Here is a 15458-nt window from a genome sequence, read left to right as displayed (position 1 = left end):
ACGGATTCCGTTATGATATATTCAAGATATATCAGGAGAGCGCGTTTGATATCCATGGAAGCAAGCACCCCGACCGAGCCGGCCGCGACCAGGGCCTACCACGTGCTCGAGCACATGATCGTCACGCTCGAACTGGCCCCGGCAAGCTTCGTCACCGAGGGCGCCCTGATCGACAGGCTCGGGCTTGGTCGCACGCCGGTGCGCGAGGCTATCCAGCGCCTGGCCTGGGAAGGGCTGCTCGACGTGCGGCCGCGCGCCGGCATCGCGATCGCGCCGCTCCATCCCGGCGACTGGCTGCGCGTGCTCGATGCGCGTCGTGGCGTCGAGGTGGTCCTGGCCCGCTCGGCCGCCCGCTTCGTTACCCGCGAGGCCGCCGACCTGTTTCACGAAGCAGCGCTCGCCATGCAGAAAGCGGTGATCTCAGGCAACGTGCTTGCCTTCATCCAGGCCGACAAGGCGCTCGACGAAGCGCTGGCGCTGGCCGCCGACAATCCGTTCGCCGCCCGTTTGGCCGCCCCTTTGCAGACCCACAGCCGCCGCTTCTGGTTCCGCTACAAGGCCGACACAGGTCTTGCCGAATCCGCCGAGCACCATGTCGCGCTGATCCGCTCGATCCTCGACGGCGACGAGGAGGCCGCCGCCAAGGACGCCAAGCGCCTGATGGCGCTGCTGCGTGGTCACGCCGAGGTGGCCGCAACGCGCTGATCGAACGGTTCAGATCCCTTGCGCCGTCGCGGTGACGGCGACGGTATTCTCCCATCCGTCACCGGTCGCGAAGATGCAGCTTCGGCCCTGCACGTCGGTCACCAGCATGGTCCATGTCCCGCTTGCCGAAACATAGACCTCGACAATGGCGGCTTGCCCGACCACACCGTAGCCGATCTGCTTTTGCTGGAAGGCCTGCGCCAATCCCGCGACAAGATCACTGTGGCCGCCGCAGATGAACTGCGCCTGCGCGGATAGCGTCGACAGCGCCAGCGCGGCGCCGATCGCGGCTATCCTGATCCATCGAAACGAAAATTTGTGTGCCATCTGGCACCTCCTTCGCCTTGGCGTTCCGGCAAGGGAGGCACATGGGCAGCCTCAATATGCCGGTACGTTCCAGGCCGGATTCGACGTCTTCATCACGTCACTCCTTCTGGTTTCCGGTCTGTCATCAGGGAACTTTATCGCATTCCCTGGAGTCGATATGGTGAGGTCCCGATGCGAAAACAAGCACTCGCCATCGCCCTGGCATCGCCAGTGGCGTCGAATGCGAACGGGCGCCCATGGGCGCCCGTTCGGTGTTCCGGTTGTCCGGCTAGTTCATCGCGCGCCCGCAGCCGCAGGCGAGGACGCACAGCCTAGAAAATCGTCCGGCTAGTTCATCGTCGGGATGACGAATTCCGCACCGTCCTTGATGCCGGACGGCCAGCGCGAGGTCACCGTCTTGGTCTTGGTGTAGAAGCGGAAGGCATCGGGGCCATGCTGGTTGAGGTCACCGAAGGACGATGCTTTCCAGCCGCCGAACGTGTAGTAGGCAATCGGCACCGGGATCGGTACGTTGATACCGACCATGCCGACCTGGACACGGCTTGCAAAGTCGCGCGCGGCATCGCCGTCGCGGGTGAAGATGGCGACGCCATTGCCCATTTCGTGGTCGTTGGCGAGCTTGATCGCGCTCTCATAGGTCGGCGCGCGCACCACCGAGAGCACCGGCCCAAAAATCTCTTCCTTGTAGATGCGCATGTCAGCGGTGACGTTGTCGAACAGGCAGCCGCCCATATAGTAGCCGTCTTCATAGCCCTGCATCGAGAAGCCGCGGCCGTCGACGACGAGCTTGGCGCCTTCCTTGACGCCGGTGTCGACATAACCCTTGACCCGCTCCAGGGCTTGGCGCGTCACCAGCGGGCCGAAATCGGCGGAAGAGTCGGTCGAAGGACCGACCTTCAGGCTTTCGACGCGCGGGATCAGCTTTTCCATCAGCCGGTTGGCGGTGTCGTTGCCGACCGGGACGGCAACCGAAATCGCCATGCAGCGTTCGCCGGCCGAGCCGTAGCCGGCGCCGATCAGTGCGTCGACGGTCTGGTCCATGTCGGCGTCGGGCATGATGATCATGTGGTTCTTGGCACCGCCGAAGCACTGCACGCGCTTGCCGGCGGCGGTGCCACGCGAATAGATGTAATGGGCGATCGGCGTCGAGCCGACAAAGCCGATGGCCTTGATGTCGGGATCGTCGAGGATGGCGTCGACGACGTCCTTGTCGCCATTGACGACGTTGAGGATGCCTGCCGGCGAGGCCAGCCTCGAGGAACAGTTCGGCAATGCGCATCGGCACACCCGGGTCACGCTCCGACGGCTTCAGGATGAAGGCGTTGCCGCAGGCGATGGCCGGCGCGATCTTCCACAGCGGGATCATCGCCGGGAAGTTGAACGGCGTGATGCCGGCGACAACGCCGAGCGGCTGGCGCATCGAATAGACGTCGATGCCGGGACCGGCGCCGTCGGTGAATTCGCCCTTCATCATGTGCGGCGCGCCGATGCAGACTTCGACCACTTCGAGGCCGCGCTGGATGTCGCCCTTGGCGTCGGCGATGGTCTTGCCGTGCTCACGCGCCAGGATGTCGGCCAGTTCGTCATAGTCGCGGGCGACCAGTTCGAGGAACTTCATCAGCACGCGCACGCGGCGCTGCGGGTTGGTCGCGGCCCATTTCGGCTGCGCAGCCTTGGCATCCTCCACCGCCGCACGCAGTTCCGCCTGCGAAGCCAGCGCCACCGTGCCGCGCACGGAGCCGTCCATCGGCTGCATGACATCCTGCTTGCGGCCGCTGGTCCCGGCGACATGCTTGCCGCCGATGAAATGACCGTAGTCGATCATGATCTCTCTCCCTTTGTTTGTGATGCAGCATTGTCCGCCTTTGGCCGGCGGATGGCAACGCGACGGAGAACGCAACCGTTGTGCGAAAAGTAGATAACGATTGACGCGTGAGCATCAATTCCCGCAAATGATGCTTATTCCGAGACGACGCCCGAGGATTGACAGGTTGAGTTCCTTCGCGCCCCCTTGTGTCCTGCCGGACATCTCACCAGCCTTCACCCTCCCCCTTGTGGGGAGGGTCGGCGAGCGGTCGGAGCGAAGCGGAGATCGTTCGACGGGGTGGGGGTCTAGCGCCAGCGTCACCCCCGCTCCGCTACGCGGATCGATCTACCGGGGCGAGCCTCGGGTCCCGCCCGTCCTTCGGACCCCCACAAGGGTGTGGGTAAGATGAACTGGGATGACGTCCGCATCTTCCTTGCCGTGGCTCGCGCCGGCCAGATCCTTGGCGCGGCCAAGCGGCTGGAGCTCAACCACGCCACCGTCTCGCGCCGCATCGCCGCGCTCGAGGATGCGCTGCGCACAAAACTGTTTCGCCGGCTGACCACCGGCAGCGAGCTGACGCCTGCCGGCGAGCGTTTTCTCGACATTGCCGAACGCATGGAGGGCGACATGATCGCCGCGCGTTCGACAATTGCCGGCGAAGGCGACGATGTCTCCGGCACGGTGCGCATCGGTGCACCCGACGGGTTTGGCGTCGCCTTCCTGGCCAAGCGCCTCGGCGCGCTGACCGCGCTGCACCGCGAACTGACGATCCAGCTGGTGCCGGTGCCGCGCTCCTTCTCCCTGTCGCGCCGCGAGGCGGACATCGCCATCACCGTCGAGCGGCCGACGGAGGGCCGACTGGTGGCGGGAAAGCTGGTCGACTATTCGCTAGGCCTGTTTGCCTCGCGCGACTATGCTGAAGTGCATGGTTTGCCCAAAACCGCAGCCGAGCTTGGCCAGCACACGCTCATCGGTTATGTGCCGGACCTTATCGTCAGCCCCTCGCTCGACTACGCAGCCGAATTCAGCGCCGACTGGCGCACCAGCTTCGCCATCTCCTCGGCGCTCGGCCAGGCCGAAGCGGTGCGCTCGGGCGCCGGCATCGGCATCCTGCACACCTTCGTCGCCCGCTCGATGCCGGAACTTGTGTCCGTCGATGTTGTCGCGCCGATCCGCCGCGCCTACTGGCTGGTCTATCATGAATCGGTGAGACCCCTGCGCCGCGTCCAGATCGTCGCCAGCTTCATCACCAAGGCGGTGGAGCGGGAGCGAAACCTGTTCGTTTAGCCGTGCCGCCTTTTCCTTGCCACAAAACCGGCGAGTGTGGCATCAGGCGTGCGATCGCCGCGTAGGGACATCTTTCAGAAAGCTGGCGCGGATAGACATGCGAGCCGTTCTTGCCATCCTGTCGCTGCTTTTCGTTTCCGCTTGCGCCAATCCGTGGACCAAGGTGCCGGAGGCCGAACTGCCCAAACCGATCCGCAGCGCCATGGCGCGGCCTTCGCCTTTCGTCTTCGGCAATTATTGCGGCCCCGGCACCCGCACCGGCGATCTCTCGGCCCGACCGGTCAACCGCCTCGACGCGGCCTGCCGGACACATGACGCCTGCTACATCGCCCGCCACAACCATTGTGACTGCGACGGCACCCTCGTCGCCTCGGCGAAAGCGATACGCGACGACAAGACAGCGCCGCGCAAAATGCGCGGCGAGGCCGAACTGCTGATCGCCACCTTCGCCATTCCGGTCTGCAAGGTCTTCCCGCAGGGCTTCATGCCACCGCGCGACCCGGCGCAATTGAGCGCCCTGAAGGCCGGGGCGACCGGGTGAAGGGCTGCAGATCCATCGCCATCGTTCTGTTCGGGCTGGCTGTCCTTGCCGGCTGTGCCGGTGCTGGCCGCAATGCCTGCGATCTCCTGCAAGGCCAGAGCGCCTGCGCGCGACCCTCGCTATCGGCCATGACAGCCGGGCCGCAAGTCGCCGCCGCGCAGTTTTTCGGCGACGCCGGCACCAGCGACTACGAAAAGCGGTTCCTGGCGCTGCTTGCCCACCACCAGCTCGGTGCCATGGACCGCGCCAACGGCACCGGCCCTTTCGGTCACGACCGCCGTGAGATCGCCAACAGCGATTTCCAGGCGACCTACCGGACACTGCAACAACTGGCCGGGCCGGTCGCGGAAACGCATCTGCCGCCGGCCGGCGCCAGCAGCGGCGAGGGCCATTTCGACGGCCGTTGGCGGGTGTCGCGGCAAACGCTCTACATCGATGCGGCAGCGCGGCCTTCGGCCCCCAGGATCTTCGATTTTTCCGGCCTGCAGGCGCGCAGCGTTGAGGTCGTGCTGCGCCAGGCCGGCAAGCAACCGGCCGACATCGAGGGCACTTGCGACGGCACGCTGGCGATCCATGCCGGCGGCGCTTCACACACCATCGCCACGGGCACGGCATTCCGCTTTCGCCTTTCCGGCGAGGACGACAGTGTTAGCCTGTTCCCGAGTGACGGCCTGAACCGCTGCACGGCAAGAATCCGCTCCAGCCTTGCCCCTGCAGGCGCGCCGCTCATCATCCGGCGCGAAGAGACCGCCGACACGGCGCTTGCCGCCTTCGACAGTCGCTACGAGCGCTGCCCAACGCCCAACCCCACCGGCCTCGATCCGCTCAGCCGCGCCTTCTACGCCAGCCGCTGGCTGTCGCAGACCTGTGCCTTGCCGATCGGAAAGCCGCACCTGCTGCGCAAGTCGCGCGACGGCTTCAACGCCAAGGTCGAGGCGCTGATGGGAGCGCCGCTGTCCGACAGCGCCATCGACAAGGGCGACCCGGAGCTGCCGCTCGACTTTTCCAAGGCTCCAAGGCTGAAGCTGATCTATCTGTCGTCGCTGGAGTTCAAGGCCGACTTCTCAGGCCGCATCATCGAACGGCTGATCCGCCATCATGCGGCACTTGGCACCAAGGTGCGCATCCTGGTCACCGACGTGCTGGAGCGCGACAAGGACGACGCCCTGCTGCACCGGCTGGCGGCCGAATTCCCAAATATCGAATTGCAGGAATATCGCTGGCGGGCGGACCATGGCGCGCCGATCGACGAGCAGATCTCACAATTGCACAAGGTCCATCACGTCAAGATGCTGGCGACGCTTGCTGACGATCCCGCGCGCTCGCGCGCCATCATCGGCGGCCGCAACATCCATGACGGCTTCCTGTTCCACCAGCCGATCGATCTGTCGCGCTATCCCGACCTCGAGCAATACGGCAAGACCGACGGATTCTCGCTGAACTACTATTCGAACTGGAGCGACTTCGACATCGAGTTTGCCGATCCGGCCACCGTCGAGACGCTCGCCGCGCATCTTTCGACGGTGTGGCTGCGCGACGCCGACACCAATCTCACGCGCCCTTTCTCCATTCCGGTCCGGTCCAGCGGCGCCCGCCCATCAGGCACGGCGCGGCACTTCATTTCGGTGCCCTACGAGGATGGCCATGCGCTGGAGGATTACTTCGTCGAGCTGGTCGACGCCGCCCAGCACCATATCCAGATCGTCAATCCCTACCTCAACCTGACGCCGAAGCTTGGCCTCGCCTTCGACCGGGCGCTCGCCCGTGGCGTCAGGATCGACATTGTCGGCCGCATCGATCTCAAGGGCGATATCGGCGGCAAGTTCCTCACCGCGCTCAACAAGCTGTTCGTCGAGAAATATGGCGACCGCATCAACATCCGCGAGTTCAAGGCGCCGGACGTCGTGCTGCATTCCAAGATCATGATGATCGACGAAAGGCTGGTCGCCATTTCATCGGTCAACCTCAACAACCGCAGCTTCTTCCACGATTCCGAGAACGGCATGATGGTGCTCGATCCGGCCTTCTACACCAGGATGAAGCCGATCTATGACGACTATCTCGCCCATTCCAACCCGGTCCCCACCAATGTGACGATCCCGTGGGCCTATCGGTTGCTGTTCGATGAAGACTGGGTCCGGCAGGCCTTCTGACCAACGCACGCCCTACCGCAGATAGCGCTCCTGCGCGAGGTCGCGGACATCGATGTCCGGCACCCGGCTGGAGATGATGTCGGCCAGAACCTTGCCCGAGCCGCAGGCCATCGTCCAGCCGAGCGTGCCGTGGCCGGTGTTGAGATAGAGATTGGAAAGCTCGGTGCGGCCGATCAGCGGCGGACCGTCCGGCGTCATCGGCCGCAGCCCGCACCAGAACGTCGCGTCCCGCATGGCGCCGGCGCCCGGAAAGAGATCGCCAACCGAGTGTTCCAGCGTGCGCCGCCGCGATTCATGCAGCCTGAGGTCAAAGCCGGAAATCTCGGCCGTGCCGCCAACCCGGATGCGGTTCCCAAGCCGGGTGATCGCCACCTTGTAGGTCTCGTCCATCACCGTCGACACCGGTGCCGCGGCGGCGTCCTTGATCGGCACGGTGATCGAATAGCCCTTCACCGGATAGACCGGGATCGGCCGCTTCACCCGGCGCATGAAACCTGCCGAATAACTGCCCAGGGCCATCACATAGGCGTCGGCGGCTTTCCAGCCCTTGCTGGTGCTGAGATTGGCAATGCGGTTGCGGCTGCGGATGATACGCCAGATCGTCACGTCGTATTCGAACTTGACGCCGCGCGCCACACAGAGCTCGGCCAGCCTGTCGGTGAACATCTTGCAGTCGCCGGTCTCGTCGTGCGGTAGCCTGAGGCCGCCGACGAACTTTTCGCGCACCCCGGCCAGGCCCGGCTCCGCCGCGATACAGCCGTCCTGGTCGAGGATCTCGTAAGGCACGCCATACTTCTTCAGCACCTCGACATCGCCACCGGTGCCGTCGAGCTGCTTTTGCGTGCGAAACAGCTGCAGCGTGCCCTGGGTACGCTCGTCATAGGCGATGCCGGTTGCTTCGCGCAGCGCCTTCAGCGTGTCACGGCTGTATTCGGCGAGCGGCACCATGCGCGCCTTGTTGATGGCATAGCGCTCGGCGGTGCAATTGCGCAGCATCTTGATGAGCCATGTCCACATATGCGGATCGAAGGCCGGCCGCACCACCAGCGGGCCATGCTTCATCAGCAGCCATTTGATCGCCTTCAGCGGAATGCCGGGGCCGGCCCAGGGCGAGGCGTAGCCGGGCGATATCTCGCCGGCATTGGCGAAGCTGGTTTCCAGTGCCGGGCCTTTCTGGCGGTCGAGAACCGTCACCTCGTGGCCGGCCTCGGCAAGAAAGTACGCCGTGGTCACCCCGATGACGCCACCGCCCAGCACCATGATCTTCATCGTTCACTCCTTGCCGCGCCGCACATCCTTGAGGACGCCCTGGACGCGGCCGCATTTCCGATTTGCGCATGATCCCCGGCGAAAATCGATGCCGATTTTCGAGATCATGCACTGTTGCCTGTTCACGCCGCCGTGGGACCGGGGTCGTCATCCTCTGTCTGCCGCATTCCGGCCCTCTCGCCAAGAGGCCGCCAATCGGCCGCCGCGCTGTAAACGAGGGTGAGCCCCTGCGGTCGCCGCACTTCGGCTGGGGATTTCTCCCTGACCGCCCGCCGCGCGGCCTCCGGCTGGTAGAGCACGGCCGCGATCAGGACCGACTCCCGCCTGCCGTCGGCCTGTTCGATCGATGCCGTCTGGCCCTCGGCCATGCCAAGCATGCAGAGCCCCCGCCTCGTCATGATCGACAGGCTGGAGCCGACCGGCCCACGCACCTCGTTCTGCACCAGGGTTCGGGTTTCGGCGGGGCCGGCATCGATCCGAAACACCACTCTGCTGTTCAGCGTCACGATATCGGCTTCGACCGAATCGATCGCGACGACATCGGCTTTGGAGAGCTTGTCTGCAAGCATAGGAACGATCGGATCCGCGAAAGCCCGCCGACGCTCCAGCATGATCTCGAGGACGGCGAAGTCCTTCGTGGTCAGCCGGCAATTCGTGCCTGTCATCACCGCCTCCATGATCAGGATCGCTCCCGACCGGAGGCGAACGTGTCGATGGCCTCAACGATCAACGACAGTTCCCGGCCACCACGACTGCTCCAACGCACTGTCTGCCCGATGGTCGCACCGATAAGCGCCGTCCCCATCGGCGTCAGCACCGAGATTCGGTTTTCAGCGATGTCGGCTTCGCCGGGATAGACCAGCGTGATGCGCTCCCCGCCATCGCCGCGGATTGTCACGGTCGAACCCATCCGCACCACATTGGCCGGCATGGAAGCCGCTGCCGTGATGACGGCCCGGTCCATTTCCGAAAGCAGCTCTTCGGCCGTCTCGGGCACGCGGTCGAGCGACGCCCGCGCCAGGCCCGTCAGCCTGTTGTGGTCGGCATCGCTGACCAGAAGCCGGCTCGGTGGACGCAATCCTGTTGCATGTTGCATGGCAAACCTCATGAATTGGCGCATCGAACAGACGCGCGCCTGCCACCGCACACACGGTGGCTCGATGAAAAGCCGGCAGCCGCGAAGCTGTCTGGCTTGAGAATGATGATGTCAGGTAGAAATGCCCCGGTTCGGACGGACGCCAAAAGGCGACCGCGCCGGGGCTACGATCCCGCGATCGGGCAAACCCTGAACAAGGTTCTGATGTAAGCGAGGTTGCTCATGTCCGGAGCCTTGCCGACAGGCGTCCGCTTGTCAAGCGCGGCCAAACCGCTCAACCGCCGACATAGCGCCGATGAAAGCGCGGGCCGAGGCTGGTCAGGATCTCGTAGCCGATGGTGCCGGCATGGCCGGCAGCGTCATCGACGCTTTGCGAGGGACCGAGGAGTTCGACGAGATCCCCCTCGCGGAGCTTGCCGGGCGGCAGCGCGGAAATGTCGAGAATGATCGAATCCATCGACACCCGCCCGAGGAAAGGCAGGCGCACGCCCTCGAACCAGGCAGCCGACGTGGCGCGGCGTTGCCAACCATCCGCGTAGCCGAACGAAATCGTCGCCAGGCTGAGCGGGCCTTGCGCATGATAGGTGTGGCCATAGCCAACGCCGGCGCCTTTTTCGACGCTGCGCGTCTGCGCCACTTTTGCCTGCAGCCGCACGACGGGCAGCATCGGATTGGGCTTGTCCGGCGTCGGATTGATACCGTAGAGGGCGGCGCCGGGCCGGGCGAGACCGTAGTGAAAGCGCGCCCCGAGAAAGATACCGGACGAATTGGTGAGTGAGGCCGGCGCCTCCGGCAACATCTTGCGCAGCCGCTCGAACGCCAGTCGTTGCCGCTCATTGGCCGGATGCTCCGGCTCGTCGGCGCAGGCCAGGTGGCTCATCACATATCTGACGTCGATACCGTCGAAGGCGCTGATATCCTCCGCCACGGCCTCGACTTCGGTCGGCGCCATGCCAAGCCGCGACATACCGCTGTCGACCTGGACCGCGGCCGGCAGTTTTCGGCCGGCGCGGCGAGCCGCCGCACGCCAGGCCGCCAATTGCCCCACGCTGTTGATGACAGCGCAAAGGTCCGCCGCCACGGCGTCCGGCTCGGCGCCGGGTGGAATGCCGTTCAACACGAAAATGGCAGGACCCGGCCCGATCGAGCGGCGCAAGGCGACGCCTTCGCCCAGAAGCGCGACAAAGAAAATGTCGCAGCCTTCGTGCAGCAGTGCCGCCGCGACCTGGCTGGCGCCAACGCCGTAGCCGTCCGCCTTGAGCACGCCGGCGCAGCGAACATCGCCCAACCGCGCTTTCAGCCGCCGGTAGTTCTCACGGATCGCATCGAGATCGATGGTGAGGATAGCCCCAGCCGCCACTTCGCTTGTGGCGGTGACCTCTTCGGGCAGCGAGCTTTTGGGGGCGTCGTTCATGGCGACCCTTCGCATGGTGGATAGAGACATCAATAGGACTGCCGGGCCGGCGCGGCAACCGCGGTTGTTGTATCGTGGCTATTGCACCAGATTCCGGAACGCCGCCACCACGTCCTCATAGACATGGCGCTTGAACGGCACGACCAGGTCGGGCAGATCCTGCATAGGCCGCCATGCCCATTTGTCGAACTCGGCGGTGTGGCCGCCCGGCGGCGGATTGATCTGGATCTCGCTGACATCGCCGTGGAAGCGAAAGGCGAACCATTTCTGCGTCTGGCCGCGATACCGCCCCTTGAAGGCGATGCCGACGAGGTGGTCCGGCAAATCATAGTTGATCCAGTTGGGCGCTTCGGCCAACAGCGAGACGCCGCGCATGCCGGTTTCCTCATAGAGCTCGCGCTCGGCCGCCTGCAACGGCTTCTCGCCCTCGTCGATGCCGCCTTGCGGCATCTGCCAAAGCTGCGTCGTGCCGGCGAATTCGCTGTCCGGTTCGGCGATGCGATGCCCGACCCAGACCAGGCCATCGGCGTTGAGGATCATCAGCCCGACACAGGGACGATAAGGCAGCGTTTCGCGATCAACTGTCTTTTTAGCCATCTGACGTTTCTTTCCGGCCGTTCTTGGGAGTTCGTTGCGACCAGCAGATCGCTAGCCTTTTTGCGGATCGATGGCCACGGCTGAAATCGGCACGATCTCGATGCCGCGCTTCTTGGCCTCGGCCACCCAGGACGTGACCGTGTCGACCGTCAGGTCGAAGGCCGAGCCGATGCCGACGGCAGAGCCTTTGGCGCGCGCGGTCGCCTCCAGGCTGTCGAGCTTCTTCAGGATTTCGCCGCGATCCTGCACGGCATCGATCGCCGTATCGCCGGAGACAAAGGGCACCCCGTCCTTCAGCGCCAGGTCCGGCGCCAGGCTGCGTGCCGACGAGCCGTCATCGACATAGGCGAGGCCGCGTTTGCCGAGCTCGGCCATGAACGGCTCCATCGCCGCCGCATCGGCGGAAAAGCGGGCGCCCATATAGTTCATGACGCCGGTATAGTTCGTCGTCCGCGACAGCGCCCAGTGCAGGTTCTTCAAATTCTCGTCCGCGCTCGCCGCCACCGTCAGCGTGTTGCGGCCGGGGTTGACGTTTGGGTAGTCGAACGGCTCGAGCGGCACCTGCATGACGACCTCGTGTCCGCTTTGCCTGGCAGCCTGCATCCAGCGGCCGATGCTGTTGCCTTGCGGCGCGAAGGCCAGCGTGACTTCCGCCGGCAACTTGGCGATGGCCGCCTGGGTGCCGGTCTGCGACACGGCAAGCCCACCGATGACGATCGCCACGCGGGCGCCTCGCGACCCGGACCACGGCCGCGCATAGACGTCGAACGGCCGCCTGCCATCGGCGGCGCGCACGGGCAAAGGTCCGGTGTCGCTGGCCTCGATCAGCGCCTTGTCTGGAATATGCGCGATCTTCAGGTTCTGGCCGATGGTCGACGGGTCGCGAATGACGATCGCCGACCTGGGCGGGCCATCGCCCTCTTCCGTCTGCACATGGATGATCTGTGGCCCACCCGACTTTGTCGGTGTCCCGTTGGCCGGAGCCTCCGGCTTCGACGCCGCCACCGGGGCCAAAGCGGACGGCGCGGCGGCAGGCTCGGCCGCCGCCGTCACTTTCGGCGTTGAAACGGCAACCTCTTGCGGCTTTCGAAACGGCTTTTCCCGGAGCGCGATCGCGCCGGAGACGCCGGCCACCGCCAACACGACCGCGGTCGCCATGATCGCACCGCCGCTGACCTTGCCGGCGACGCGCGGCGGCCGGACAGCCTGTCCGAGCGGGCGTTCGATGTCCTTACCGATATCAGCCAAGCCTATTCCCCGGGCGCATGGCTTCGAAGACGAAACCGCTTCGAAAAGACATGCGCGAATTCATCAATCCTGGCGCACCCCTGGCGCCGTGTTTGAGGGCTTCGCCTTGCCCCCAGAATCAAACTGCCGGAACCTTTCGGTCCCGGCAGCATCGCATTGCTTCCATCAGGCGGCCAGACCTGTTGTCGGTCGCAACCTTACTGGTTGAGAACGGCCTTTTGCGGATTGGGCGGGAAGGACGGATCGGTCTTCTGGCCGCGCAGCAGCTGCTCTGCATAGATGAGCTGCAGATCGTCCTTCGGATCCGGCGGCACATAGGCCGCCGACCCCGAACCGGTCGAGCTCTCGTCGGCACCCTTGATATGGCCCTTGAGGTCGGATTCGCCGCGCGTCAGGTCCCTGCCCTGCAGTTCCGGCGGCAGCGGCTGGTCGACCTTGATGTCGGGCGTGATGCCCTTGCCCTGGATCGACTTGCCGGACGGCGTGTAATAGAGCGCCGTCGTCAGCCGCAGCGCACCATTCTCGCCGAGCGGAATGATGGTCTGCACCGAACCCTTGCCGAAGGACTGCGTGCCGACCACCGTGACACGGCGCAGATCCTGCAGCGCGCCGGCGACGATTTCCGACGCACTGGCCGAACCGCCATTGACCAGAACGATCATCGGCTTGCCATTGATGTCGTCAACCTGCTTGGGCTTGGCGTCGAAGCGGGTGACATCCTTGGGATCACGGCCGCGCGTCGAGACGATCTCGCCGCGGTTGAGGAAGGCATCGGACACGCTCACAGCCTGGTCGAGCAGACCACCCGGATTGAGGCGGAGATCCAGTACGTAGCCCTTGAGCTTGTCGTCCGGCACCTGCTTCTTGATGGTGTCGATCGCGTTCTCGAGGTCGTCATAGGTCTTTTCGGTGAAGGAGGTGATCTTCATGTAGCCGATGTCGTTCTCGACCCGGAACTTGACCGCCTTGACCTTGATGATGTCGCGCACGACCGTCAGTTCGATCGGCTTGTCGGCGCCCTGGCGCAGGATGGTGAGCTTGATCGGCGTATTGACCAGGCCGCGCATCTTCTCGACGGCGTCGTTGAGGGTCAGGCCGCGAACCTCTTCGCCATCGATCTTGGCGATATAGTCGCCGGCCAGCACACCTGCCTTGGCGGCCGGCGTGTCGTCGATCGGCGTGATCACCTTGACCAGGTCGTTCTCCATGGTGACCTCGATACCGAGGCCGCCGAACTCGCCCTTGGTCTGGACGCGCATGTCCTGGGCCTGCTCGGCGTTCATGTAGGAGGAGTGCGGGTCAAGCGAGGCAAGCATGCCGTTGATGGCGTTCTCGACCAGCGACTTGTCGTCGGGCGGTGTCACATACTGTGCCCGCACCCGCTCGAAGATATCGCCGAAAATCGCCAGTTGCTTATAGGTCTCCGACCCTGCAGCGTTCGCCGCCGAGCCGGGTGTGCCATAGACAAGGCTCATGGCGGACGCGCCCATCAGCGCACCGGCAAACAGAAGCGACAGTTTCCGCATTATTCACGTCCTTCCAGAAAAACGGTCCGCCCACCATGGGGCCGGATCGACGGGTTTTCCATCCTTGCGGAACTCGACATAGAGTTCCGGCGTGGCATTTCCATTCTTCGAAACCGAGGTGCTCGCCACCCGGGCCTCTCCCATCGCGCCGATCGGCTCTCCTGCGAGCACTGACTGACCGGTCGCGACGCTGATTCTGCTCATCCCCGCCAAAACGACATGATAGCCGTCGCCTGCGTTAAGGATCAAGAGTTGACCATAAGAGCGAAACGGCCCCGCATAAAGCACATTCCCATCCGCCGGCGCGGTGACGATGGCTCCCGATTGTGTCGCAACCATGTCGCCAAGCATCACCGCGCCGTTACCGTCATCGGCGCCGAATCGCCGCTTGATGCGGCCGGTCACCGGTAGCGCGATCTGTCCCTGCAGCGCCGAAAAAGGCGCCGCGGCGGCAAGTTGGTTGCCTTCCGGCACGGGTAGGGACGCCAATTCCGCGGGGGCCTCGGCTGGCGCTGCCGTCTTGTCGCCATCCGCCGCCTTTTGCTCGGCAGCCTTGGCCGCGTCCGCCGCCTTGCGGCTCTTGTCGGCTTCGAGCGACGCGATCAGCTCTTTCAGGCTGCCGGCCCTGGCCGCCAGCGTCTCGGATCGCTGCTTTTCAGCGGCCATTTGCGTTTGCGTGTCGGCTTCGAGCTTCTGCTTGGCCTCCAGCAGCATGCCGAGGCGCTTCTTTTCCGCCGTCTGGTCGCCGACCGCCGCCGTCAGCCGCGCCCTTTCAGCCTCGATCGAGGCCGTGACCCGAGACTGCTCCTTGAGATCGGCGAGCAGGCTATCGGTCTGCTCACGCAGTTCCGGCACCACCGCGCCAAGCAGGATGGCGCTGCGCACCGACGACAGCGCGTCCTCCGGCTTGACCAGGATCGCCGGCGGCGGGTTCAGCCCCATGCGCTGCAGCGCGCCCAGCACTTCGGCCAGAACGTCACGCCGCGCCATCAACGAGGCGCGTATCTTCTGTTCCTGGCCCTTCAGCCCTTCCAGCTTGGCACCGATGTCCTCGATGTCCTGGCCGAGTTTCTGCTCGGTCATTGCCGACTGGATCAGGGCGGCGGTGATCGAGGCGTGATCCTTCTTGATCGTCGCGATATCGGCGGAGAGCTTGGCCAACCGTTCCGACGACAGCGTGATCTCCTTCGAGACCCGTTCGTATTCGGCCCGGCTCTGGTCCGGATCGGGAGCCATGTCGAGCGTGTTTTCGGCCCGCCCCGCATGCAGCGACAGGACAAGCACCGCCGCCGCGATGCCGCAGCGCGCGCGCCATGAGCCCGTTCTCGATTTCCAGCCTTCAGACATCCGGCGTCGACTCTATCCGCGGCTTCGTTAACGAACCATCAACCATGTTTGAAAGGCCCGTTCCCGAATACATGTCGCCCAAAAGTGGTCCCGGTTTTGGGAAAACGACATGCATAAGACCAAAGGTCCAATCTGGCGCGG

13 protein-coding genes and 1 pseudogene are annotated in these 15458 nt (G+C 64.7%); 4 read left to right on the top strand and 10 right to left on the bottom strand.

The features are described 5' to 3' along the window. Window positions 1-12: 12 nt before the first annotated feature. Window positions 13-705 (top strand): GntR family transcriptional regulator, encoded by a 693-nt coding sequence (locus HB777_32010; protein ID QND68114.1) that lies wholly within the window; start codon window positions 13-15, stop codon window positions 703-705. Between the two features lie 9 nt (window positions 706-714). On the opposite strand, the gene HB777_32005 is transcribed toward HB777_32010, so the two are convergent. Both HB777_32005 and HB777_32000 read right to left on the bottom strand, forming a co-directional pair. Continuing rightward, window positions 715-1032, bottom strand: a complete 318-nt coding sequence (locus HB777_32005; protein QND68113.1) for a hypothetical protein — start codon at window positions 1030-1032, stop codon at window positions 715-717. A gap of 327 nt (window positions 1033-1359) precedes the next feature. Continuing rightward, window positions 1360-2857, bottom strand: a pseudogene (locus tag HB777_32000) (CoA-acylating methylmalonate-semialdehyde dehydrogenase). Window positions 2858-3244: 387 nt separating this feature from the next. Between HB777_32000 and HB777_31995 the strand changes: the two are divergent. The 3 genes from HB777_31995 (at window position 3245) to HB777_31985 (ending at window position 6820) form a co-directional block, all read left to right on the top strand. Continuing rightward, window positions 3245-4126 (top strand): LysR family transcriptional regulator, encoded by an 882-nt coding sequence (locus HB777_31995; protein ID QND68112.1) that lies wholly within the window; start codon window positions 3245-3247, stop codon window positions 4124-4126. 97 nt (window positions 4127-4223) lie between these two features. Then, window positions 4224-4667, top strand: a complete 444-nt coding sequence (locus HB777_31990) for a hypothetical protein (protein QND68111.1) — start codon at window positions 4224-4226, stop codon at window positions 4665-4667. Then, window positions 4664-6820: a phosphatidylserine/phosphatidylglycerophosphate/cardiolipin synthase family protein gene (locus HB777_31985; GenBank protein ID QND68110.1), complete on the top strand. Its 2157-nt coding sequence runs from the start codon at window positions 4664-4666 to the stop codon at window positions 6818-6820. The genes HB777_31990 and HB777_31985 overlap by 4 nt, the downstream gene beginning before the upstream one ends. Before the next feature lie 12 nt (window positions 6821-6832). Here the strand turns inward: HB777_31985 and HB777_31980 are convergent, their stop codons facing one another. The 8 genes from HB777_31980 to HB777_31945 all read right to left on the bottom strand — a co-directional run bounded on the left by HB777_31980 (window position 6833) and on the right by HB777_31945 (window position 15317). Further along, the gene (locus HB777_31980; GenBank protein ID QND68109.1) at window positions 6833-8089 is read right to left on the bottom strand and encodes a D-amino acid dehydrogenase; all 1257 of its coding nucleotides are present in this window, start codon (window positions 8087-8089) and stop codon (window positions 6833-6835) included. A gap of 122 nt (window positions 8090-8211) precedes the next feature. Beyond that, window positions 8212-8754: a nucleoside-diphosphate kinase gene (locus HB777_31975; GenBank protein QND68979.1), complete on the bottom strand. Its 543-nt coding sequence runs from the start codon at window positions 8752-8754 to the stop codon at window positions 8212-8214. A gap of 14 nt (window positions 8755-8768) precedes the next feature. Next, window positions 8769-9185, bottom strand: a complete 417-nt coding sequence (gene rnk / locus HB777_31970) for a nucleoside diphosphate kinase regulator (protein QND68108.1) — start codon at window positions 9183-9185, stop codon at window positions 8769-8771. Between the two features lie 274 nt (window positions 9186-9459). Next, window positions 9460-10599 carry an alanine racemase gene (alr, locus tag HB777_31965; GenBank protein QND68107.1) on the bottom strand — a complete coding sequence of 380 codons (1140 nt, stop codon included), beginning with the start codon at window positions 10597-10599 and terminating at the stop codon, window positions 9460-9462. Window positions 10600-10677: 78 nt separating this feature from the next. After that, window positions 10678-11196, bottom strand: coding sequence for an RNA pyrophosphohydrolase (locus HB777_31960; protein ID QND68106.1), 519 nt, complete (start codon window positions 11194-11196; stop codon window positions 10678-10680). Window positions 11197-11247: 51 nt separating this feature from the next. Beyond that, window positions 11248-12444 carry a divergent polysaccharide deacetylase family protein gene (locus HB777_31955; GenBank protein QND68105.1) on the bottom strand — a complete coding sequence of 399 codons (1197 nt, stop codon included), beginning with the start codon at window positions 12442-12444 and terminating at the stop codon, window positions 11248-11250. A 197-nt stretch (window positions 12445-12641) separates the two neighbouring features. Next, window positions 12642-13973 carry a S41 family peptidase gene (locus HB777_31950; protein QND68978.1) on the bottom strand — a complete coding sequence of 444 codons (1332 nt, stop codon included), beginning with the start codon at window positions 13971-13973 and terminating at the stop codon, window positions 12642-12644. Next, entirely contained in the window at window positions 13974-15317 is a 1344-nt protein-coding gene (locus HB777_31945; GenBank protein ID QND68104.1) for a murein hydrolase activator EnvC, read from the bottom strand. It abuts the gene before it with no gap. Window positions 15318-15458 lie beyond the last annotated feature (141 nt).

The sequence above is a fragment of the Mesorhizobium loti genome, from assembly GCA_014189435.1.
Taxonomy (GTDB): domain Bacteria; phylum Pseudomonadota; class Alphaproteobacteria; order Rhizobiales; family Rhizobiaceae; genus Mesorhizobium; species Mesorhizobium loti_G.
Note: the sequence above shows the minus strand (reverse complement) of the source record. Positions and strands in the feature narration are given on the sequence as shown.